This is a genomic window from Motilimonas sp. E26 (genome assembly GCF_021278025.1).
Taxonomy (GTDB): domain Bacteria; phylum Pseudomonadota; class Gammaproteobacteria; order Enterobacterales; family CBDFNC01; genus Motilimonas.
The window spans coordinates 58517-80206 of the sequence record NZ_JAIBHJ010000014.1 but is presented as its reverse complement, the minus strand read 5'-3'; the positions used below and the strand labels follow the sequence as shown (position 1 = coordinate 80206).

Here is a 21690-nt window from a genome sequence, read left to right as displayed (position 1 = left end):
TTGTGGTTGAATCTGAGTTTGACCACGGTTTGATTATTATTTTTGTTATTTGTTGTTTGTTTGTTAATCTTGATCTTAGTTGTCTCGTTACTTGTTACAAGCTCTAAATGGCGAATGAAATGAGCGGATACTGGTGGACATTTCTGACAGTTCAATTATGTAAAGAGCAGTACCGAGTGATTTTTCTCATTCCCTCTTTTATGAGTGACATAAAATAATAGATAAGGACTCGCTATGCCAGTTCCACTAAAACCCATACCCAGCAGCTTTCGATATTGTTTAAATATGATGCTCGCTACTTGGTTTTATCTAGCTTCATTTTAAGTGCTAGCTATTGATTGGCCGCAAGACATTAGCGCCGATGAAGGCACGATTGTTGTGTATCAGCCTCAACCGGAAACCTTGACCGGTAATGTGTTACAAGGCCGTGCGGCCATGTCGTTGGAGCTAAATAGTAGTGATGAGCCGATTTTTGGTGCATTTTGGTTTACGGCAAAAATCGACACCGATAGTGACAATGATTTAGCGAATATTCGTGACGTTGAGGTAACGAAGGTCAGCTGGCCTGACTCTCAAGAGAAAGATGAAGCTCGCTTTAGCCAAATTGTTGAGCAATCTGTGGCGCAATCTCAGTTTGACATTTCTTTGTCACGCTTATCGGCCAGCTTGCAAGATGCTGAGCAAGTAAAGAGCAGCTTAGAGCAAATTAAAAATGATGCGCCCAATATTATTTTTAAAGAGCAATTAGCGGTGCTATTGGTGTATGACGGTGAACCTAAGTTTACGCCAATTGAAAATACGTCTTACGAGCGAGTGGTTAATACGCCATTTGCTGTGGCTAAAGATAAATCCAGCAATAAAGTCTATTTGAGTAGCGGTGCCCTTTGGTACGAGGCAGATAATGCATTAGGCCCTTGGCAGCAAACGACCAATCCGCCAGCTGATTTAGTGAAACTAGCGCCTAAATCAGATGAAGCGCCGCCAGTCACTGTACCTGAAATTATTGCGGTTACGTCACCTACCGAGTTGGTCGCAACGCAAGGAAAACCCGATTGGCAAAGTCTTGTGGGTGGTGAATTACTTTACGTGAAAAACACTGAAACAGCTTGGCTGCGAGAGCTTAGTGAAGGGCAGATGTATGTTTTGCTTTCTGGGCGTTGGTATCGCGCTAAATCCACGGAAGGCCCGTGGACCTTTGTTAGAGCGGATCAATTGCCGAAAAGCTTTCAATCTATTCCTCCTGATTCTGATATTGGCGGCTTACGTGTGTCGGTAGCGGGGACGGAAGAAGCTGATCAAGCTGTGCTTGAAGCACAAGTGCCACAAACCGCAGCGATAAAACGTGCCGATACCACACTAACCGTTGAATACGATGGCAAGCCAAAGTTTGAAGCGATCAAGGGTACTAACGTGGCTTATGCGGTTAACACTGGCGCGCAAGTACTTAAAATTAAAAACCGTTATTACGCGGTTGATAATGGTGTTTGGTTTGTTGCTGATACTGCAACTGGGCCTTGGCAAGTTGCCGATGATATTCCTAATGAGGAAATCGCTCAAATACCACCTAGCTCCCCCGTTTATAACACTACTTATGTGCAAATCTACGACTCCACGCCTGATATTGTGTATGTTGGCTATACCCCTGGCTATCTCTGGTCATTCCCTTATTACGGAGTGCCAGTTTATGGTAGTGGTTGGTACTACCAACCTCACTGGGGAGGAATGTATTACCCAAGACCGCCTACTTGGGGGTTCCATGTCGGTTATAATCCTTGGACAGGCTGGAATTTTGGCGTCACTTGGAGCCGAGGTTTCTTTAGCTTTGGTGCCAGTTGGAGTGCCGGTTGGGGCAATCACTATAGCCCTTGGGGATGTTGTGGTGGCTGGTATGGCGGAGGATATCGTCGTCCACCAGTGGTAATTAATACTGGTAATATTAACATCGGCAATAATATTAATATTGGTAACCGGGCTAAAATTAGTAATACGATTGCTAAGGATAAACGCTTTACAAAAAATCGGATTGGCCAAACTAACTTGTACAATCGTGATGCAAACCGAGTGCGTAATGCTGCACCGGCACAAGTTAGTCGTGACTTGAAAAAAGCCCGAGCGAACCGCAGTCGTGAAAATAACGTATTTGCTGACGCCAACGGAAATATAGCCCGGGTGAAGGATAATAAGTGGCAAGATCGTACTAATGGTAGCTGGAAAGAACAGGCGAAAGATTTCGATAAATCTAAATTAGAGAACGTGCAAAAACCGGTGTTAAACGATGCACAAAAATCTAAGCTAGATAATATTGAAAAGCCTCAGCTAAGTAGTGAGCAAAAGGCAAAACTTGATAATCTGCAAAAAACGCAACTGAGTAACGAGCAAAAAATGCAGGTTAAGCAAAAAGTACAGCAACATGATGTGATTGCGCCAGCTGTGCGTGACAAGGTGCAGAATCGAGCACAAACCCGTCCCGCGGTAAATAAGCGCCCAGCGGTTAACCATCAAAGCATGCAACGTGCTAATCGTGCGCGCCAGCAAGGTGTTCATCGAGAAAGGATCCGCCGTCGCCAGTAACCGCCGATATTGAATAAACAAAAACGCCGCTAGAGACAGCGGCGTTTTTTATAGTCTATTACATCTTATTTTTATGGCATCTTAGTTTCATCATTTTTGCTCTCTTTACTGCTTTTCTGACCCAAAATATGTATCTTAGTGTTCTATCAACTCATTGTGTATTTTTTATCTCAAACATATATTTATTTGGAGTGTAACCATGACTATCTCTTCTCATATTGAACGTTTTTATGATTTGCCAATTGAGCAGTTTGACGCCGACAAAGGGGTGCAAAATGCAAATGCTGCGATACGCCTTGAAGTAGATTACGATGCCGCGGAAGATGGCGCTGAAATGATTGATGTACTAGCGCGTTTGATTAACGGTCCAAAAGTGAATCAAATCCAAGCTTTGATACTTGGCTGTTGGGAAGAGGCTTATGAAAATGATGCTGGTATATACGTGGACTTTTTGGTTGAGCACGCCGCGGCTTTAAGTGGCTTAAAAGCCATTTTTATTGGTGAAATGACTTATGAAGAAAATGAAATATCCTGGATTAACCAAGGTAACTACAGCCGCTTTTGGGCGGCATTCCCAGCGCTTGAACATTTGCAAATTCGTGGCGCAGAAGGATTAGAATTAGGTGACATCGCCCATTCAAACTTAAAAACCTTGATCATTGAAAGTGGCGGTTTAGGCCGTGATGTGATCGCTGCCGTGGCTAATGCGAAGCTACCCGCACTGGAAACGTTAGGTTTATGGCTCGGTGATGAAAGCTATGGTTGGGATGGTGATATCAGCACGGTGACGCCGCTGATGTCGCAACAACTTTTTCCTAAGCTAACCAGTCTTGCATTAAAAAATAGTGAAATTCAAAATGAAATAGTGGCTGAGTTAGTTAAGAGTGACTTATTAGGCCAATTAACCGACATCGACTTGTCGATGGGGATCATGCTCGATGCTGGCGCTGAGCTATTGATAGCGAATCAAGGCTTATTGGCAGGTAAAAAAATAGACGTGTCGGAAAACTTCCTCTCTGCTGAAGTGGTTGAAAAGCTGCAGGCTTCAGGCTTGGATATTCAAGTTAATGATCAAAAAGAAGCTGACGATGATGGTGACGGTGATGTTTACCGCTACGTGTCTGTTGCTGAATAATGTCAACGGCTAAACCACTTTGGATATTAATTTGTAATCCAGAGAACCGTAGGCAGCATTTGTTTCAACAAGCGCTGCCTAACGATGCCGATTATTTGCTGTTAAGCTATTTGGAATTATTACAAACGCCTCATTTATCTTTATTTTTATCGCAGCGATTAAGGTCTTTTTTGGGACGGCCATGGTTGGTGAAAATCGACTCAGCGGGGGAGAATTTCGCGGTTGAAAAGGCGTTGTTACAGCGCATTAATCCCAATCAATTTGCTCAACTTGCCAACGACAAGGGGCGTTTTCATCATGTTGATAAGTGGTTTTTAGGTTTTAAAAGCTTACTGACTGAAGTTGCCCATGCCATTGAGCAAATAGCGGATGATGTGAATTCGCGATTACAATATCTGAACTCCCCTCGGGCTATTTTAGCGATGGCGGATAAATGGGAGTGCCAGCAGTATTTACGTCAGCATCAGGTGCCGACGCCTTTGTTGTTTGAGCCAATCAATAACTTACCTGAATTGGTGCAACAAATGCGACAGCGGCGCTGCTATCAAGTGTTTGTAAAAAGCCGTTATGGCTCTTCAGCGTCAGGAGTCATGGCATTAAGGCTAAACCCGAAAACAGGTGATTTGATTGCTAAAACCAGTTTAGAGCGAGTGGTTGATGGTGTTCACTCTCACTTTTATAACTCCCTTAAGGTAAAAACGTATCGCGAGCCAGAACAAATTGCCGAGCTTTTGCAGCAAATTGTTTTGCAGCAAGCTTATCTCGAGGCTTGGGTTCCTAAGCCGCAAATTAATGGGCGTCAGTTTGATTTACGTATCTTGTTGCTTAATGGTAAGGCGGGGCATTACGTGACACGTACCAGCTTAACTCCGATGACTAATTTGCATTTAGGCAATCAACGCGGTGACATATTGGCCCATCATGATGGTGAGCGCATGTTACAGCAAGCATTTGCAGTGGCCGAACAAGCGGCAAGTATTTTTCCTGAAGCGGGTTGCATTGGCGCAGATGTGATTTGTGGTAAGTCGAAGGCGAGGGTGGTTGAATTAAATGGCTTTGGTGATTTACTCCCTCACGTGAGTTATCAAGGGCTCAGTAGTTATCAGGCGCAAGTGAAGGCAATGCAATGTTATTAATTTTTGATTTAGACAATACGCTAATTGATCGTGATAGCGCATTTCAGCAATGCTTAACCGAACTATTTACGACCTTGGGTATTACACTGGATGAGTCACAGTGGCAAGGAATGTTGCAGCAAGATAATTCGGGTCGCACGCCGCGCGCTGAATTTTGTCAGTATTTGATGGACACTTTTCCAGACTTGCCACAGCAATACGAACAACTTTGGCGTTACTTTGAAATGCTACCCCAATACATCCAGCCAGACTCATCCCTTCAGTCATTATTGGCGTCATTGGGGCAACGCCACTCCTTACATTTGTTAACTAATGGCTCAAGCTTGATGCAACGGGAAAAAATAACCCAAGCACAGCTAGCGCCTTATTTTAGCAAAATATTTGTTTCGGCTGAGGTGGGCTTACATAAACCCGATCCTGAGGTGTTTCGTCAATGTATGGCTGGTTTTCATGCTCGTGATTGCGTGATGATTGGTGATGATTTTGCGCGGGATATGATCCCAGCGAAAAAATTAGGAATGAAAACTGTGTGGGTTAATGTTGAGAGACAAGTTGAACCTGACATAATCGACTATCAAATCCCGAATGTCGAACTGCTAACTGAGGTGCTTGAGTGATGCCCAGCGGAAGTAATGGTCAAGCGAGTCTGTTAGATGAATCTATTTCATTGAACATGAATCAGATTGTGGGCAGCCACGATATTGTGTTGTTGACCTTAGATACCTTGCGCTTTGATGTGGCGCAAACGTTATTAACTCAAGGCGAGCTGCCAGTGTTAGGCCAGTTTATTAGCGCATGGCAACCTAGGCACAGTCCTGGCAGCTTCACTTACGCGGCTCATCACGCTATTTTTAGTGGTTTTTTTCCTACCCCGATAGATGATCCTCTGGCACCAAGGTTAATGGCGGTAGATTTTCACGGTAGCCGCTCTATTGATAAAAACACACAAGTGTTTCAGCAGGCGACAATCGTGGAAGGTTTGGCCGAGCAAGGTTATCAAACGTTGTGCATTGGCGGCGTTGGCTTTTTTAATAAATTGACGCCCCTTGGTCAAACCTTGCCAAATTTGTTTCAGCATAGCTATTGGTCGGAGCAAACAGGGGTAACGGCACCTGACTCAACCGAGCGGCAAATTGATCAAGCCATACATTTGCTCAAGCAAGCGCCCGTGGCACAAAAGGCGTTTTTATTCATTAACATTTCGGCGATTCATCAGCCTAATTATTTTTACAGTGCTAGGCATCTTGAACAAGGCTGCAAGGAGGATGATCTGCGCTCTCATGGCGCAGCTTTGTGTTATGTTGATAGCCAGTTACAACGGCTGTTTGATTATTTTAAATCGCGCCGCGACACCTTATTTATATTGTGCTCAGATCACGGTACCTGCTATGGCGAGCAGGGCTATAGCGGCCACCGGCTCGCTCATGAAACTGTATGGACTGTACCTTATGCGCAGTTTATTCAGCGCGCCGCGCAATAAGTATTTTTATTGGGATTATTCCCACGCATTTTATAGGCTTTGAGATTTATGAAGAGTAACCCTGTAACGGCGCAGCCAAGTAGTGCAGCGGCAACTGATTTAGCCCAAATATTAGATGGCCCCGTTTATCAAGCTTATGCCTATTCTTATCCCCATAAAACGGCATATCGCCCGTTTGAAGAGCGGGTGGCGTTAGCTCCTTTATGGCAACAAGAGAAATTAGATGCGCTATTTTTATATGTGCACATTCCTTTTTGTAGTATGCGTTGCGGCTTTTGTAACTTGTTTACCTTAGTTAAGCCTGAAAAAACCTTACCCGATTTATACCTAGATGCGCTTGAGCGGCAAATTAAAGCGTTAACGCCGGTAATAGAGCAAGCGCAGTTTGCTCGCTATGCCATCGGCGGCGGCACGCCAACTTTTTTAACTGAATTACAGTTAGCGCGTTTATTTGATTTAACCGACTTTGCTGGGATACAGGCCAATACTCCCATTGGGATAGAGACTTCACCTGAAACCATTACGGCGGGTAAAATTCAGCTGCTAACAGAGCGTAACGTTAGCCGTATTAGTATGGGGATCCAATCATTCACTGATCTGGAAGTGAAAAACTTAGCGCGTAAGCAAAATAAGCAAGAGGTGTTTAAGGCGATTGAAACAATACGTCAGTACAGTCAGGCGGATTTGAACCTTGATTTGATCTATGGCATTGCTGGACAAACGGTGAGCTCTTGGCTGCATTCTCTTGAGCAAGCGTTGCAATTTAATCCTGAAGAGCTTTATTTGTATCCGTTATACGTGAGAGAAGCAACGGGCCTTGGCAAGGTGAAGCAGCAAGCGCGTTTTACGCCGGACTTGGCTGATACAGATATGCTGGCTTTGTATCGAACTGGGCGTGACTTTTTGCTCGCTCATGGCTATCAACAAGTGTCGATGCGCATGTTTAGACGTGCCGAGTTGACTGAGTTAGATCTGCCTCATTACTCTTGCCAAGAAGACGGCATGCTAGGGTTGGGAGCCGGTGCTCGTTCATATACTCAAACCTTACACTATTCATCGGAATATGCCGTTGGGCGCCATGGCGTTAAAGATATTATTGGGCATTTTACTCAGCAAACCGAGGCAGACTTTAGCCATGCTCACTACGGCATTAAGTTAACGCTTGATGAACGTAAGCGTCGCTTTGTGATGCAATCGTTATTGATTGCTGATGGGTTAAACCTAAGGGAATATGAGCAACGTTTTAAGCGCAGTGCCTTGGTTGATTTTCCAGCATTAACGACATTAATTAATGCTGGCTTAGTGCAGCAGGCCGGGGCATTACTATTGCTTACCGTGGCGGGGTTTGAGCGAGCTGATAGCATTGGCCCTTGGTTTGCTTCACAACAAGTAAAACAAGCCATGAGCGAGTATCAATTGCAATGAGGCTAGATATCACCTATCGCGGCCCGTTAGCCAGTTGCAATTACGATTGTGACTATTGTCCTTTTGCCAAAACGTTTGATGACGCCGCTACTCGGGCGAAAGACAAGTTGGCAATTGAGCGGTTTGTTGCTTGGGTTAGTTCGCGACAAGCTAAGGATAGTTTTAGGCTATTATTTACCCCCTGGGGGGAGGCATTAGTACGCAGTTGGTATCGTCAAGCTTTGGTGACATTGTCACATCTGGAACATGTTGAAAAAGTAGTGATTCAAACCAATATGAGCGTGGCGATAGATTGGTTAAAGCAGGCTAACCTGAACAAGTTAGCCTTGTGGATCACCTATCACCCTAGTGAAATTAGCTTGGCTGATTTTGTCATGAAAACCCAACAACTTGATCGGTTAGGGGTGAGTTATAGTGTCGGTATAGTTGGCACTAAAGAAAATATACCTAAGGCTAAAGCGCTGCGCGAACAACTGCATCCAGAGGTGTATTTATGGGTGAATGCTTATAAAGATCAGCTCGATTATTATCTGCCAGATGAACGTGATTTTTATGCCCAGTTGGACCCTTGGTTTCATCTTAATCAGCAAAATTATCCCAGTTTAAATCGTGAATGTCGTGCTAGTGTGACCAGCTTATCCATGGATGGTGAAGGCTATATTCAGCCGTGCCATTTTGTTAAGCAAACTTTGGGTAATGTTTACCAACAAGAGTTGCATAGTTTATTGAATCAACATTACTTATGTCCGAATCAAAGCTGTGATTGTTACATTGGCTATCGCCACTTGTCGCACCTGAAGCTAGAAAAAGTATACGGCGACAGGTTGTTAGAGCGGATACCAATAAAGGAATAAAGGGAAAAATACGAGCAAAAGTTGTTGAGGTGATTTTGATAGGTATAATGCCACTTTTTAATTTTTAGAGTAACGTTATGCCATATATATTCTCTTACAGACAAGCACTGGTCATCCTATTTTCATTACTGAGTACGGCATGTACTTCGTCTGCTTATCAAGGGGAGAGTCGTTCATTAAATGAAGTTGCAGCTCTCTCTCTTTATGATTCAAATATGCATTCTATTGATGGTGAAAGAGTGTGGCTAAAAGGTGCCAACTTTCATTTATTACCAGGTGAGCGTCAATTAGCTGTGAATTTAAAAATGACAGACTGGGATACCCGATACTGGTCGACCGAACCATTAGTTGTATATTTTAACGCTGAAGCGGGAAAGTCGTATTATCTTGAACCTGAGATCATTAATGAGATGTGGAGTGCTAAAATTTACGAGAAAGGCTCTCGCATTGAACTGCAATATTATAAGCACCAAGAGCAGTGATTGAGATATCTGAATCTCTGTCTTAAGCTAAAGAAAAGCATCTTAGGGGATGCTTTTACCTGTTTAATTATTTGTTTGAAAAAGTCGCTAACTCTTCCATTACGCGACGCTTTATTTCGAGCTGTTGTTCGGCGGCTAAGCCGTAACGTTGACCAAGCTGCTCATAATCTTCTGCGCTAAGAGAAACCGTTAAGCGCGGACGTTTCGGTTTGCGGGTGACAGGTAAATCTAATATATGGCGAATTTGATCTGATGGGCTAATGCCTTCATCTAACGCACTTTTACGGATGCTGTATTGCACTTTTTCATCCATATCAAAAGCCACTTGTACGGCTTTGGCGGCTTTGGCTGATTTTGCCCATTTTTCGGGTAATTTTCTATCTGTCGTCATAATAATTAGTCTTTAGGCCAGAGTTCTGCGATGTCGGTTAAAGGACGTTTTATTGAAAGATATATGTCTGTGTCGCCATTTTCAAATACATATATTTCAATCCAGCGCTGCTCTTGCTCGCCAAACAAAGAAAAGTACTCAAATTGCCGGCCGTGAGACTGGTCTGTATAGGCGGGTGGTTTCGTGCCACGATAATCTTGCTGGTGGTAGTAGCCAACCGTAGCGAAGTCTTGTTGCACATAATTGTTGGCTAAAAAGGCTTGCCATGGGCTGGTTTGAGTTAGTGGTGTAAGACGTGCTTTGCCGGGCTCATCGAAAATTTCGGAAAAGGCATCCATATCAAATAAGGACTCAACATCCGCACGGCGTAATAGTGTGCTGAGAGTGATATGCTGCTGGTCTTTTTCGTCGATGAGTATAAATACCGGCTCGCGGGCTGCACCTTGGCAAATCAATTGCGCTTGCTGGCGATATTGAAACTCTTGGGTATGAACTTCGCGCACTTCAAATTGCTGGTTACGAAATGATTCAGCCAAACCAAAGCTATCACTCATTTTTAGTAAATCACCCACTTGCAGTTGGTGAGGGCGAGTCAGTTCACGCCCTACTTTTTCAGCAGGCTTGCCAAATAATTTTTTAAAAATATTCATGTTGTCCTCGCGATCACGTCTGTGCGGCAATACCGCCTAGCATAAACAAAAACAGGCGGCCTAAGCCACCTGTTTTGCCGGCTGGTATTATTAGCCTTTATTTTTGAGTCTTTCCAACACAGCGTTAGCGCTGCTTTGTTGCTGACCAATGCCGGCTTCTTTCAGCTTGTCTTTAAGTGACTGGTCACCTGACTCAGCTTGTAGTTGCTCCGCAGCCGCCAACTTGTCATCAAACATCGCTTGCTTTTGCTTAATGCGCTCAAGTGACTCTTTTGCACTTAGTAGGCTAGAGTTGCTTGAAGTAAAGCTGTCGGTGATAGCCGCAGTGGCTTTTTGCACACTGTCAGTGGTTTTCACCATGCTCAATTGACGTTGATAATCAGCCAATTGACGCTCGCTCTTCTTGATTAAATCTTTCAAGCGTAAAGCCGCTTTTTCATAGCTACTGTGAGATGTTGTTTGCTCTTGTAGCTCAACTTCAAGTTGTGCAATTTTTTCAGCCACTTCAAGCGCTAGCGCTTCGTTATTTTGGCTAAGCGCTTGTGCAACATAACCTTCATGCTCTTTAATTTCGCCTTTAACACGCTCTAGCTCACGGCTTGCTTGCATTTGTTTAGCCATGACTTCAGTTAAATCACGTTTTGCTTTGGTGAGGTGGTTTTCCGCATCACGAATTTCTTGTTCAAAAATACGCGTTGAGTTAGCGTCAATAATCTCTTCTCCAACCTCACGTGCGCCACCACGAACGGCAGTAATAATTTTCTTTAAAATACTCATTTGTCACTCCTTCAAGCGTTTATTTGAGGTAGTCAGCCATTTCGGTAATGACTTCCAAACTGTTATCACTCAGTACACTAACTTCATGTTCGATGTCAGCTAATGTTGAGTGCTCTGACAATGCTCCGAAGATCACATATTTGTGTTCAATTCGGGCGAAAGAAGAAAGCGGCATTGGAATATTCATTTCAAGCATGGCTTCCATCATTTCGGCTTTTTTACCTTCGATGACTTCGTCTTCGCCCCATAAGTAGGAAATGCAAAGAATTTGATCACCGGTTACTGATACGAACACCGGAATTTCTTCACGGCCTTGAATGTCCACTCGCAATACATCAACTTCGCCTGCGATGGGAACACAATCAAAAATTAATCCAGTATCAGACTGATCGGTTAATCCATTTAAGTATGTGGCTATCTTATGAATATTCATACGTCTCCTGTGTGACATAATATGTCTGATGAAGTTAACTTTAGAACGCTAGACATAATATGTCAAGCGTCTTGGTGAGTTTTTATTCAAATCAATAAATAATCAATTATGAGCTCACGCTAAAATATCTGTGCCGCTGTGTCAATTTAATTGATTTAACAGCAAATAGCTGGCGATATCTAGCTGAATTGGTAGAGTGAAGAGATTATGCCAAGGTGAAGAAGCAGAGAAGGATTATATGGATCATTTGACACAAGCCGCTGACAACCATCTACAACGTTTAGGAGAGTTGATTGACCTAAATACATTAACCTCGGAGCAAACCTCGCAACTTAGACAAGCCTTTGGCTTAAGCGACTTTATTGCTAGCAGTATTTATAAACAGCCGGAATTACTAGTAGAGTGTTTCGACGGTGGTTTATTCGAGCAAAATAGTCGCTGTGGCAGCATTGCAACGGAGTTAAGTGAACAGTTAGCGGCGTGTCAGGATGAAGCCAAGTTACATACTTTATTAAGGCAGTTTCGTCGTAAGCACATGTTGGTTATTGCTTGGCGAGAATTGTTGGGAAGATCTGATTTATCAGAAAGCTTAGAGCATACCTCTTGCTTAGCTGATGAGCTGATTAGTCAAAGTAGTTTATGGCTTTATAACAAGCAATGTAGCGAATTAGGCGAGCCTAGAAGTGAAGACGATGTGGCGCAGCCTTTTTATATTTTGGCGATGGGTAAGCTGGGTGGTAAGGAGTTAAATTTCTCTTCTGATATCGACCTGATTTTTACTTTTCCCGAGAATGGCGAAACTCATGGCGGTCGCCGAGAACTATCCAATCAGCAATTTTTTATTCGCTTAGGACAACGAGTTATTGCAGCCCTAAACCAAGCGACGGTTGATGGCTTTGTGTTTCGGGTGGATATGCGTTTGCGTCCTTTTGGCGAATCTGGTCCTTTGGTGATGAGTTTTGCCGCGTTTGAAGATTACTATCAAACTCAAGGGCGAGACTGGGAGCGTTATGCCATGGTAAAAGCGCGCGTATTAGGCCCACAAACGCCTTATAAAGACGAGCTTGAAACCATGTTGCGCCCTTTTGTATTTCGCCGTTACATTGATTTCAGCGCGATCCAATCACTGCGTCAAATGAAAGCTATGATCAGTGCCGAGGTGCGCCGTAAAGGCCTTAAAGACAATATTAAATTGGGCGCGGGTGGTATTCGTGAGATCGAGTTTGTGGCCCAAGCGTTTCAGTTGATCCGCGGCGGTCGAGAGCCGTTACTGCAACAAAAGGGATTAAGGCAAACCTTGCGTGCATTAATTACCTTAGATGTGATGCCAGAGGCGCGAGTAAACACGTTACTGGAAAGCTATGATTTTTTACGTCGCACCGAAAATGTGTTGCAACAAATTGATGATAAGCAAACTCAAACGTTACCCGATGATGAGCTCGACAAGCAGCGGTTGATCACTGCACTAGGGTATAAAAATTGGGAGGTTTTCTACCAAGATTTGAATCAGGTGATGAAGCAGGTCAACCAAGAATTTGATTGGGTGGTGGGTGAAAGCGAACAACAAGACTCCGATTTAGACAGCGATATTACTGAACTGTGGTTACATGATTTAGAAGAAGAAGAAGCATTAACGGTATTGGAAAAATTTGCTCTAAGCGAAGCAGATGCACGAAAATTCTACCGCATTGTGATTGACTTTAAAAAAGAAACACAGCGCCGTGCGGTGGGTCCAAGAGGCCGTGAAAATCTTAAAAAGCTGATGCCTTTACTCACTTGTAAGGCGCTAGCAAAAGATGCGCCAGTGGCATTAATTGAGCGCTTAGTTGAGTTACTTGCTAATGTGATGACACGTACCGCATACCTTGAGCTACTTAATGAAAACCATGGTGCACTGAAACAATTAGTGCGCTTGTGCGATGCCAGTCCACGAATTGCCGCGCAGCTAGCGCGCCACCCGATATTGCTTGATGAGCTGCTTGATCCGCAGCATTTGTATAATCCAACCCCGTTTTTAGAATACAAAAGTGATTTACGCCAATACATGTTGCGCATCCCTGAAGAGGACATGGAGCAACAAATGGAAGGGCTGCGTCAATATAAGCAAATTCAACGCTTGCGTATTTCTGCTGCCGATATAGCTGGGGCGTTACCCTTGATGAAAGTGAGCGATCACTTAACGTACCTTGGCGAAGCCATTATGGAATACGTGGTTAATATTGCTTGGCAGCAAATGATCGAAAAATACGGCGAACCTTCTAATGTTAAAGGGGCTGATCGCCGTGGCTTTGCGGTGATAGGTTACGGTAAGTTAGGTGGCATTGAACTTGGATATGGCTCTGATTTAGATGTGGTGTTCTTACATGATACTGAAGTGTCGGGCTATACCAATGGTAAAAAAGAGATAGATAACAAGCAGTTTTATTTACGCCTTGGTCAGCGCATTTTGCATTTATTCAGTACCCGCACTTCATCCGGTATTTTATATGAAGTGGACATGCGCTTACGTCCTCAAGGTGATTCTGGTTTATTAGTTAGCTCAATGGCAGCATTTGAGCAATACCTAAAACAAAATGCATGGACATGGGAGCATCAAGCCCTCGTGCGCGCGCGTTGTGTGTATGGTGATGCAGAAATAGCCCAAGCCTTTACCGATACGCGGTTGGCTATTTTATCTCAATCTCGTGATGTGACAGCTTTAGCCAAGGATGTGGTGGATATGCGCAATAAAATGCGTGCTCATCTATTGCGCGCCGATGAAACGCAGTTTGATTTAAAACAGTCACCTGGTGGCATGGTTGATATTGAATTTATTGCGCAATTCTTGGTGCTAGCAAACACCGAGCGGCTACCTGAGTTAGCCCATTGGTCTGATAATATCCGTATTTTTGAGACCTGTGTTGAGCAAGGTTTGTTGACCCCGGCACAAGGTGAATTATTGTCGGAAAGCTATTGTCATATTCGTGACGCCGCGCATCGTTTAACTTTGAACCAGCAAACGCGGATTGTGTCAGCCGAGCGCTACAGAGATGATCGCGCTGAGGTTATCGCCTTGTGGGATAGCTTGGTGGCTTGCCATTATCCCACTGATGCCGAATAAATAAATTTAAGTTTGAAGTTATTCACGAAGTAAATATAAGGAAAGTTTAATGCCAAATTATGTGGTCTTATGTAAAGAAGAAGTACTGGTCACGGTAGAGTGCGGGACACAAGATGCGCAGGAGGAGTTTCAGGCGTTGACCGAGCAAGGCTTTCATATTAGCAGTCAGGTGATTGCTGCTGATTCGACAAAAGAAGCATTGTATTTCTATGAAAACGATCCACAACTTTATGCGATTGACCCAAGCAGTAATGTGGTTGTTGATAGTGTTATCGCAGCGTTGGTGTCGCTTGGTGTGCAAGCTATCTAAGTAAGCCAAATTTTGCTGTGAAACATACACTATTCGGCTACGACAGTTTAAGCAGAACTAACCTTAGATAGTGACGATGCACGCTCAAATATGGGCGTGCATACGACTAAAAGCTACTTTTTATATAAAGATGCCTCGCCTTCGGGACGAGTCTTAAAACGGCGGTGTAGCCACATATATTGCTCTGGCGCGCTGCGCACCATGTCTTCAATCACTTTGTTAGTTGTTGCTGCATCGGCAATATCATCCCCCGTCGGGTAATTTTCTAGTGGCGCTTTAAAAATCATTTTATAGCCTTGTCCTTTTGGCAAGCGCTGCGCAAATGATGGGATCACCACAGTGTTTTTAGTGCGAGCAAGAGCTGATGTTCCAGTGACCGTAGCGGCTTTCTCCACAGCAAAAAATGGCACAAAGGCGCAGCGACGATTGCCGTAGTCATGGTCGGGTGCGTACCAAATCACTTCACCTTGGCGCAAAGCGCGCACCATGCCGCGAAAGTCACTGCGATCAAGTAAGTTCTTTAAGGCGCGGGTGCGTCCCCAATAGAACCAAAAGTCCTGCAACGGATTATTGTGCTTACGGTAAATGCCAATGCCTGGGTGTACCATGCCACCAATACGGCCATTCATTTCCAAGGTTAAAAAATGTGCACCAATGAGAATCACGCCCTTGCCGCCATTAAGAGCATTAAACAAGTGTTCTTTGCCTTCTACGATAAAATGGCGACGCACACGCCAGTCTGGCCAAAACCAAGCCATGCAAATTTCAAATAGCGCGATGCCGGTATTTTCAAAATTTTGCTTTAGCATGTCGGCGCGCACGGCATCGGATAATTCAGGAAAGCATAAAGCGAGATTTTGCTGCGCCACTTTACGGCGCGACTTCATCAGCTTCATGGCTAAACGGCCAAGTTTCGCGCCCAGCCAAAGTTGCAGACGATACGGCAGCAGTGATAAACAAAACATCGTGCTAATGCCAAGCCATACGCCCCAGTATTTCGGATGGGCAAAGCGAGGCTCAAGTTGGGGTTTACTCATATAATCAACTTTATCGGTTTAATGGATCGGCAAAAATAACGCCTTAGTTTAACGAATAATCCCATTTACTTATACGGAATCTTGTTAGTGGGGCCATTGTCGTTTTAGTATTTTGTGGTGTTTTAATGCTCTGAATCTGCTTGTTAGGGGGTGGTGTTAGTTTTTTACTGCCTTATGATACACTTATGGCAGCTAATAGAATGAGAACAAGCAATGAAAATTACGCTCCCTGATTTTGATAACGCCAATGTATTGATTGTTGGCGATGTAATGTTAGATCGCTACTGGCATGGACCAACAGCGCGCATTTCTCCTGAAGCGCCTGTGCCCATCGTTAAGGTTGAGCAAATCGAAGATAGACCAGGTGGTGCGGCTAACGTGGCATTAAACGTGGCAGCATTAGGTGGTAAAGCTAAATTAATCGGTTTAACAGGGCAAGATGAAGCGGCTGAAACCTTAGCCAGAAAATTAGAGAGTATGCACATTAGTGCGGATTTTGAGCGCTTAGCAGGCTTTCCGACTATTACCAAATTACGAGTGATCAGTCGCCACCAACAGTTGATCCGCTTAGACTTTGAAGAAGAATTTCACGAAACGGATCCCAAGCCATTACTTGAGCGTGTGGCACAAAATATTAACTATGCGCCTGTGGTAGTGTTTTCTGATTATGCTAAAGGTGCTTTAGTTGAAGTGGCGCAAATGATAAAAGCGGCTAAAGGCGTGGGCGCGCAAATTCTAGTTGATCCAAAAGGATCTGACTTTGAGAAGTACCGCGGCGCGACACTATTAACGCCTAACTTCTCAGAGTTTGAAGCTGTGGTCGGTCGTTGTACAACTGATGAACAAATTGTAGAGAAAGGCCTAGCATTGCTAGCCAAGTTCGAGATTAAAGCGATATTAGTTACTCGCAGTGAGCACGGCATGACCTTGATTAAAGATGATCAAACTGTGCTTCATTTACCTGCGCAAGCCAAAGAAGTGTTTGATGTAACAGGTGCTGGGGATACCGTGATTTCGGTGTTGGCTTCTGCGTTGTCGTCTGGCGCAACGATTGAAACTTCTTGTGCCCTTGCCAATGCAGCGGCAGGCGTTGTAGTGGGTAAACTTGGTACTTCAACGGTGAGTTTAATTGAGCTAGCCAATGCTGTTTATAGCCAACAAGAGACAGGCTTTGGTGTGTTATCTGAGCCACAGCTAAAATTGGCAGTGGCCGCCGCGAAAAGTCGTGGTGAAAAAGTGGTGATGACCAATGGTTGTTTTGACATTATTCATGCTGGTCATGTCTCGTACTTAAACAGCGCTCGCGAATTGGGCGCACGCTTAATCGTTGCTGTAAACACAGATGAATCAGTACGGGCATTAAAAGGAGAGGGGCGTCCGGTTAATCCCGTTGATCGCCGCATGGCTGTACTTGCAGGCCTTGGCGCAGTTGATTGGGTAGTGCCGTTCAGTGAAGACACGCCGCAGCGTTTAATTGGAGAGGTATTGCCGGATATTTTAGTAAAAGGTGGCGATTATAAAATAGAACAAATTGCGGGCGGTGCCGAAGTATTAGCTAATGGTGGTGAGGTAAAAGTGCTGCAATTTGAAGATGGTTGCTCAACCACTGAAATAATCAAAACTATTCGTAACGAGCGAGGCGAAAATTTCTAAAATTGGTCATTGTAATCGCTGAAGATAGTTGCTCAACCACTGAAATAATCAAAACTATTCGTAACGAGCGAGGCGAAAATTTCTAAAATTGGTCATTGTAATCGTTGAAGATGGTTGCTCAACAACTGAAATAATCAAAACTATTCGTAACGAGCGAGGCTAAAATTTTTCAATGATTAAAACTAATAGCCATTGAAGGCACACCAATAAAAAACCCGCCGCGGCGGGTTTTTTGTTTCTGATGAACTAACTTAGTTGCTTGTTGGCGACTGCAGGCCAGAATTGATGGTCGCGATATCTATTTCAGATAAATCACCCGCTGCAAATTTAAGGTTAAGCATACTTAGAATGTAATCGTAGCGAGCGTTTGATAATAAGTCTTTCGATTCATACAGCTTACGAGTGGCATCGAGGACATCAACAATGGTACGAGTGCCCACTTCAAAACCAGCTTCCGTTGCTTTTAACGCACTTTCTGAAGAAACAACTGTTTGTTCATAAGCTTTGATTGTACTGATTGCTGCGCCTACGTTGTTGTAGTTACTGCGAATTTCAGTTTGAACGTTACGGTAAATACGTTCTAACTCTTCGCTCGCAGCAACATAGTTAAATTGCGCTTGTTTGACACGAGACGTTACTGCGCCACCAGTGTAAAGTGGCATATTGAAGTTAACGCCTATGTTGCCGCTACTTAATGAGCCGTCGCTTGGGTTGTTGTTTTTGTAGTTTGAGTTATTTACCCCCACGCCAGCAACAAAATCAACCGTCGGAGAGTTACCCGTTTCAGCTAACTCAATTTGTGTTTTAGCTATGTCTTTGGCAATACGCTGAGTGTGCAGTTGTAAGTTTTCGTTTTCGGCTTTGGTTAGCCAGAGTGCAGAGTTACCTTCTGGCATAATCGGGCTAAAACGCTCGATATTTAGTTCGTTGATTTCACGTACTTCAACCCCCGTTAGCTCACGCAGTGCTTCATAGCTGTTGGTAAGAGCATTGCGCGCTTGAATTTCATTGGCTAAGGTGCGGTCATGCTCCGCTTGCGCTTCATGTACGTCGGTAATTGCAGTTAGGCCAACCTCAAAGCGTTGCTTAGTTTGTTCTAGTTGACGAGCAACAGCACGCTTGTTTGCTTCAACCGCAGATAAAGCGTCTTTTGCACGCAGTACATCAAAGTACGCTTTTGAGGTACGTAGAATCAGTTGCTGTGCTTGGCTGCCGTAAATGGTATCGGCTTGAGTAGCGGCTTTTTCGGTTAAGGTTAATGTGGTCCAGTAATCTTCACGGTAAAGCGCCTGACTTAGTTGAACTTGGCCACCAAGGTCACTTTTGGTGCCGGCATCATTTTTGTTCGTTACAGTGTAACCTGCACTAAGACCTAAACCTATTTGCGGTAATAAGCTGGCGCGGCTTTCGTTTATTTTCTCAAATGCAGAATCGCGGTTGGCCAGTGCTTGTAAGATCAAGGGGTCTTTAGTTTTAGCTTGTTCATAAATTTGTTGAATGTCATCGGCAAGGGCTAAACTACTTAGGCTATATAAACCCACTAAAGTAGCGATACTGAGTAAGGTTCGTTTCATTTCAACTTTTCCTATTTATATCTGAGATAATTAAATGGCCACTGGCTACGATGAATGAAGTGCATGGATGAACCGCTAAACGTTTATCAATGACTTCTCATAGATGCTTGGTCTAAAGCACTATGATAGCGTATCGTTTTGGCTCTAATGTAAGAATTTATTGTTAACAATATCAAGCTTTTCGGGATTAAGTAAATCATGAGTGATAATAATCAGCAAAAAAACACATTTAATCGTAATGATGTGGAGATTTTAAGCCAAAAAAGCCTATATAAAGGCTTTTTTAAAGCCAATAGCTACCGCTTTAAGCATCGCTTATTTGCCGGAGGTTGGAGTGCTGAAATTGAGCGGGAAGTTTTTGAGCGTGGCCATGCTGCGGCTGTGCTGTTATATGATTTACCTCGTGATAAGTTGGTGTTGGTTGAACAATTTCGTTTTGGCGCATTGGAGACTTGTGACAATCCTTGGCTATTGGAAATGGTGGCGGGCATTATCGAGCCTGGTGAGGCACCGGATGAAGTAGTGCGCAGAGAGGCGGTAGAGGAAGCGGGGGTGACGCCTGGAAGAATGATGCCGATGCTAAGTTATTTAGCTAGCCCAGGTGGTTCAACTGAGCGGCTAGAGTTGTTTTTAGCTGAGGTGGATTCAAGTCAAGCCAGTGGTTTGCATGGCCTTGCTGATGAAGGCGAGGATATTCGGGTGCAAGTGATATCTCGCAGCGGTGCAATGAAACTGTTGCAACAAGGCGTTATAAATAATGCGGCAACTGTGATAGCTTTACAGTGGTTAGCACTAAATTTTGATCAAGTAACAGCAGAATGGGGGTCGTGAGTGGGCATAGTGGTTAAAAAATACACGCCTGATTTATCACGCTTTATGCGCTTATGTGAAACGAATTACCTGCAATTAATTAAACTATTGCCGGCAAGTTTTGCGCGCCGCCAATGTTATTCCTTTTCAGCAGGACAAAATATTGACTATCAGATCGATGTTTTGGAACAAAGCCCTTACACCAGCTTGTTAAGGATGCGTCAGTCATGTGAAAATCAGCCTGATTTTATGACCCCGATCGTCCGTATACGACTTTATCACGATGCAAAACTCGCCGAAGTGTGTGCTAGTCAGCATATTTTTCATTTACAGCCGAAATATGATTACCCGAATGATAAAATGCATCACAAGGATGAAAAGCTTCAAGTGAATTTGTTTTTGGCAGATTGGTTGAAGTTTTGTATTGAACATGGCTATTGCCGCCAACAAATATTCAAAGCTAATGACTCAAAATAAAACCCAGTTAGACGTTGATGCCGATGGGGTATTAACTTTTTTACAAATTACTGATACCCACCTTTTCGGGAAGCCTGAAGGCGAGTTATTAGGTGTGAATACTCGTGACAGCTTTTTAGCTGTAATGGGTGAAGTGGCTGCGCAAAAAAGATCGATTCAGGCGGTATTGGCAACGGGAGACATTTCTCAAGACCACAGCTCAGAATCTTATGCGCTGTTTGCTGAGCAGATGCAAAACCTTTCTGAGCCCTGTTTTTGGTTACCGGGTAACCATGACTTTCAACCAGCGATGATGTCGGCATTTGACCAAGCGGGCATTGCTCCTGCTAAGCAGCTAGTCTCTGAATATTGGCAAGTGATTTTGTTGGATACCCAGGTAATGGGTGTGCCACATGGCCAATTAAGCACCGCGCAGCTCGAAATGTTAAAAACGGCCTTGGACGAATATCCAGAAAAATATGCGTTAGTTTTATTGCATCACCATGCAATACCCGCAGGTTGTGCTTGGCTGGATCAACATGATTTGAAAAATGCCGACGAACTGTTTGATCTATTAGGTCAATACCAACAAGTAAAAGGATTGCTTTGTGGTCATATTCATCAAGAGATGGACCAGCAATACGATCAATTACGTTTGTTGGCCACGCCGTCAACCTGCATTCAATTTAAGCCTAATTCAGATGAGTTTGCTTTAGACAAGCAAGGGCCTGGTTGGCGTTACCTTGCTTTATTGCCAAATGGCAATATTGACACTCAGGTACACAGATTAAATGGTGCTTTTTATTCAGGCGATGCTGACGCCACAGGCTATTAATGCTGGCGCCAGTACTCATCTACATTCACGGCTTTCATAGTTCACCATTGTCGCAGAAAGTGCAACAGATGAAGCAATATGTTGCGCAGCAGCGGCCGGACATTATTTTTGAATGTCCACAAATGCCTTGCTTCCCGCTTCAAGCTTGGGCTCTGATTGAATCCATTGTGGCGCGTTACCCCGGTCATAAGTTAGGCTTCATTGGCAGTTCTTTGGGAGGGTATTTAGTCACTAAAGCGAGCGCTGAATTTGGCGCCAATGCGGTACTGATTAACCCTGCGGTACGGCCATATGAATTATTAGTGGATTATTTAGGTGAAAATACCCACCCGTACACCGAACAAGTTTATACTCTGACTATTGAACACATGGCAGACCTTAAATCCCTTGAGGTGGAGCCTGTAACGCATCCCGAGCGGCTTTGGCTATTAACGCAGATGGGAGATGAGATACTCGATTATCGGCAAGCTGTGAATAAACATCAACTAAGTAAAACAACCATAGAGCAAGGCGGGGACCATTCTTTTATTGGTTTCGAACGCTATTTGGATCCTGTCCTTCGATTTTTAGATTTGTAACGG

At 43.9% G+C, this 21690-nt stretch carries 21 protein-coding genes; 15 read left to right on the top strand and 6 right to left on the bottom strand.

Annotated features, from left to right (window positions below; genetic code table 11):
- The first annotated feature begins 324 nt into the window (after positions 1-324).
- The 8 genes from K1M91_RS13030 to K1M91_RS12995 all read left to right on the top strand — a co-directional run bounded on the left by K1M91_RS13030 (position 325) and on the right by K1M91_RS12995 (position 9083).
- Positions 325-2571: a carbohydrate-binding family V/XII gene (locus K1M91_RS13030; protein WP_232802327.1), complete on the top strand. Its 2247-nt coding sequence runs from the start codon at positions 325-327 to the stop codon at positions 2569-2571.
- A 199-nt stretch (positions 2572-2770) separates the two neighbouring features.
- A complete protein-coding gene (locus K1M91_RS13025; protein ID WP_232802324.1) occupies positions 2771-3706 on the top strand; it encodes an STM4015 family protein in 936 nt (311 codons plus the stop codon).
- The gene (locus K1M91_RS13020) at positions 3706-4842 is read left to right on the top strand and encodes an STM4014 family protein (protein WP_232802317.1); all 1137 of its coding nucleotides are present in this window, start codon (positions 3706-3708) and stop codon (positions 4840-4842) included. Before K1M91_RS13025 ends, K1M91_RS13020 begins: the two co-directional genes overlap by 1 nt.
- Positions 4833-5459, top strand: coding sequence for an HAD family hydrolase (locus tag K1M91_RS13015; RefSeq protein WP_232802315.1), 627 nt, complete (start codon positions 4833-4835; stop codon positions 5457-5459). The genes K1M91_RS13020 and K1M91_RS13015 overlap by 10 nt, the downstream gene beginning before the upstream one ends.
- Positions 5459-6322: an STM4013/SEN3800 family hydrolase gene (locus K1M91_RS13010; protein WP_232802313.1), complete on the top strand. Its 864-nt coding sequence runs from the start codon at positions 5459-5461 to the stop codon at positions 6320-6322. Before K1M91_RS13015 ends, K1M91_RS13010 begins: the two co-directional genes overlap by 1 nt.
- Before the next feature lie 48 nt (positions 6323-6370).
- Complete coding sequence (locus K1M91_RS13005; RefSeq protein ID WP_232802311.1) at positions 6371-7747, top strand: STM4012 family radical SAM protein; 1377 nt, start codon at positions 6371-6373, stop codon at positions 7745-7747.
- Entirely contained in the window at positions 7744-8601 is an 858-nt protein-coding gene (locus tag K1M91_RS13000) for an STM4011 family radical SAM protein (RefSeq protein ID WP_232802303.1), read from the top strand. The genes K1M91_RS13005 and K1M91_RS13000 overlap by 4 nt, the downstream gene beginning before the upstream one ends.
- A 77-nt stretch (positions 8602-8678) precedes the next feature.
- Positions 8679-9083 (top strand): DUF2057 domain-containing protein, encoded by a 405-nt coding sequence (locus tag K1M91_RS12995; RefSeq protein ID WP_232802301.1) that lies wholly within the window; start codon positions 8679-8681, stop codon positions 9081-9083.
- A 67-nt stretch (positions 9084-9150) separates the two neighbouring features.
- On the opposite strand, the gene K1M91_RS12990 is transcribed toward K1M91_RS12995, so the two are convergent.
- The 4 genes from K1M91_RS12990 to K1M91_RS12975 all read right to left on the bottom strand — a co-directional run bounded on the left by K1M91_RS12990 (position 9151) and on the right by K1M91_RS12975 (position 11334).
- The gene (locus K1M91_RS12990) at positions 9151-9474 is read right to left on the bottom strand and encodes a hypothetical protein (protein ID WP_232802300.1); all 324 of its coding nucleotides are present in this window, start codon (positions 9472-9474) and stop codon (positions 9151-9153) included.
- 5 nt (positions 9475-9479) lie between these two features.
- Positions 9480-10124 (bottom strand): hypothetical protein, encoded by a 645-nt coding sequence (locus K1M91_RS12985; RefSeq protein WP_232802298.1) that lies wholly within the window; start codon positions 10122-10124, stop codon positions 9480-9482.
- A 90-nt stretch (positions 10125-10214) separates the two neighbouring features.
- The gene (locus tag K1M91_RS12980; RefSeq protein ID WP_232802295.1) at positions 10215-10901 is read right to left on the bottom strand and encodes a PspA/IM30 family protein; all 687 of its coding nucleotides are present in this window, start codon (positions 10899-10901) and stop codon (positions 10215-10217) included.
- Between the two features lie 19 nt (positions 10902-10920).
- Positions 10921-11334 carry a DUF2170 family protein gene (locus K1M91_RS12975; protein WP_232802293.1) on the bottom strand — a complete coding sequence of 138 codons (414 nt, stop codon included), beginning with the start codon at positions 11332-11334 and terminating at the stop codon, positions 10921-10923.
- A 238-nt stretch (positions 11335-11572) separates the two neighbouring features.
- Between K1M91_RS12975 and glnE the strand changes: the two genes are divergently transcribed.
- Complete coding sequence (glnE, locus tag K1M91_RS12970) at positions 11573-14434, top strand: bifunctional [glutamate--ammonia ligase]-adenylyl-L-tyrosine phosphorylase/[glutamate--ammonia-ligase] adenylyltransferase (protein WP_232802291.1); 2862 nt, start codon at positions 11573-11575, stop codon at positions 14432-14434.
- A 49-nt stretch (positions 14435-14483) separates the two neighbouring features.
- On the top strand, positions 14484-14744 hold the full coding sequence (locus K1M91_RS12965; protein WP_232802283.1) for a hypothetical protein: 261 nt from the start codon (positions 14484-14486) through the stop codon (positions 14742-14744).
- A 113-nt stretch (positions 14745-14857) separates the two neighbouring features.
- Here the strand turns inward: K1M91_RS12965 and lpxL are convergent, their stop codons facing one another.
- Positions 14858-15781 (bottom strand): LpxL/LpxP family Kdo(2)-lipid IV(A) lauroyl/palmitoleoyl acyltransferase, encoded by a 924-nt coding sequence (gene lpxL, locus K1M91_RS12960; RefSeq protein WP_232802281.1) that lies wholly within the window; start codon positions 15779-15781, stop codon positions 14858-14860.
- A gap of 213 nt (positions 15782-15994) precedes the next feature.
- Here lpxL and hldE point away from each other — a divergent pair, with 213 nt between their 5' ends.
- Positions 15995-17434, top strand: coding sequence for a bifunctional D-glycero-beta-D-manno-heptose-7-phosphate kinase/D-glycero-beta-D-manno-heptose 1-phosphate adenylyltransferase HldE (gene hldE / locus K1M91_RS12955; protein ID WP_232802279.1), 1440 nt, complete (start codon positions 15995-15997; stop codon positions 17432-17434).
- Positions 17435-17685: 251 nt separating this feature from the next.
- Here the strand turns inward: hldE and tolC are convergent, their stop codons facing one another.
- Positions 17686-19008, bottom strand: a complete 1323-nt coding sequence (gene tolC / locus K1M91_RS12950) for an outer membrane channel protein TolC (protein WP_232802277.1) — start codon at positions 19006-19008, stop codon at positions 17686-17688.
- A gap of 198 nt (positions 19009-19206) precedes the next feature.
- Here tolC and nudF point away from each other — a divergent pair, with 198 nt between their 5' ends.
- The 4 genes from nudF to yqiA are packed head-to-tail and all read left to right on the top strand — an operon-like array spanning position 19207 to position 21687.
- Positions 19207-19839, top strand: coding sequence for an ADP-ribose diphosphatase (gene nudF, locus K1M91_RS12945; protein WP_232802259.1), 633 nt, complete (start codon positions 19207-19209; stop codon positions 19837-19839).
- Positions 19840-20295 carry a DUF1249 domain-containing protein gene (locus tag K1M91_RS12940; protein WP_232802257.1) on the top strand — a complete coding sequence of 152 codons (456 nt, stop codon included), beginning with the start codon at positions 19840-19842 and terminating at the stop codon, positions 20293-20295.
- A complete protein-coding gene (gene cpdA / locus K1M91_RS12935) occupies positions 20282-21109 on the top strand; it encodes a 3',5'-cyclic-AMP phosphodiesterase (protein ID WP_232802254.1) in 828 nt (275 codons plus the stop codon). The genes K1M91_RS12940 and cpdA overlap by 14 nt, the downstream gene beginning before the upstream one ends.
- Complete coding sequence (gene yqiA, locus K1M91_RS12930) at positions 21109-21687, top strand: esterase YqiA (RefSeq protein ID WP_232802252.1); 579 nt, start codon at positions 21109-21111, stop codon at positions 21685-21687. The genes cpdA and yqiA overlap by 1 nt, the downstream gene beginning before the upstream one ends.
- Positions 21688-21690: the final 3 nt, after the last annotated feature.

Excerpts from the sequence above, each read along its gene's own strand:
- lpxL (WP_232802281.1), bottom strand. The coding sequence starts at position 15,781 with ATGAGTAAACCCCAACTTGAGCCTCGCTTTGCCCATCCGAAATACTGG.
- K1M91_RS12990 (WP_232802300.1), bottom strand. The coding sequence starts at position 9,474 with ATGACGACAGATAGAAAATTACCCGAAAAATGGGCAAAATCAGCCAAA.
- K1M91_RS13000 (WP_232802303.1), top strand. The coding sequence starts at position 7,744 with ATGAGGCTAGATATCACCTATCGCGGCCCGTTAGCCAGTTGCAATTAC.
- K1M91_RS13025 (WP_232802324.1), top strand. The coding sequence starts at position 2,771 with ATGACTATCTCTTCTCATATTGAACGTTTTTATGATTTGCCAATTGAG.
- K1M91_RS12975 (WP_232802293.1), bottom strand. The coding sequence starts at position 11,334 with ATGAATATTCATAAGATAGCCACATACTTAAATGGATTAACCGATCAG.
- K1M91_RS13015 (WP_232802315.1), top strand. The coding sequence starts at position 4,833 with ATGTTATTAATTTTTGATTTAGACAATACGCTAATTGATCGTGATAGC.
- K1M91_RS12995 (WP_232802301.1), top strand. The coding sequence starts at position 8,679 with ATGCCATATATATTCTCTTACAGACAAGCACTGGTCATCCTATTTTCA.
- K1M91_RS12980 (WP_232802295.1), bottom strand. The coding sequence starts at position 10,901 with ATGAGTATTTTAAAGAAAATTATTACTGCCGTTCGTGGTGGCGCACGT.
- hldE (WP_232802279.1), top strand. The coding sequence starts at position 15,995 with ATGAAAATTACGCTCCCTGATTTTGATAACGCCAATGTATTGATTGTT.
- K1M91_RS13020 (WP_232802317.1), top strand. The coding sequence starts at position 3,706 with ATGTCAACGGCTAAACCACTTTGGATATTAATTTGTAATCCAGAGAAC.
- tolC (WP_232802277.1), bottom strand. The coding sequence starts at position 19,008 with ATGAAACGAACCTTACTCAGTATCGCTACTTTAGTGGGTTTATATAGC.
- yqiA (WP_232802252.1), top strand. The coding sequence starts at position 21,109 with ATGCTGGCGCCAGTACTCATCTACATTCACGGCTTTCATAGTTCACCA.
- K1M91_RS13010 (WP_232802313.1), top strand. The coding sequence starts at position 5,459 with ATGCCCAGCGGAAGTAATGGTCAAGCGAGTCTGTTAGATGAATCTATT.
- glnE (WP_232802291.1), top strand. The coding sequence starts at position 11,573 with ATGGATCATTTGACACAAGCCGCTGACAACCATCTACAACGTTTAGGA.
- nudF (WP_232802259.1), top strand. The coding sequence starts at position 19,207 with ATGAGTGATAATAATCAGCAAAAAAACACATTTAATCGTAATGATGTG.
- K1M91_RS12965 (WP_232802283.1), top strand. The coding sequence starts at position 14,484 with ATGCCAAATTATGTGGTCTTATGTAAAGAAGAAGTACTGGTCACGGTA.
- K1M91_RS12985 (WP_232802298.1), bottom strand. The coding sequence starts at position 10,124 with ATGAATATTTTTAAAAAATTATTTGGCAAGCCTGCTGAAAAAGTAGGG.
- K1M91_RS13005 (WP_232802311.1), top strand. The coding sequence starts at position 6,371 with ATGAAGAGTAACCCTGTAACGGCGCAGCCAAGTAGTGCAGCGGCAACT.
- cpdA (WP_232802254.1), top strand. The coding sequence starts at position 20,282 with ATGACTCAAAATAAAACCCAGTTAGACGTTGATGCCGATGGGGTATTA.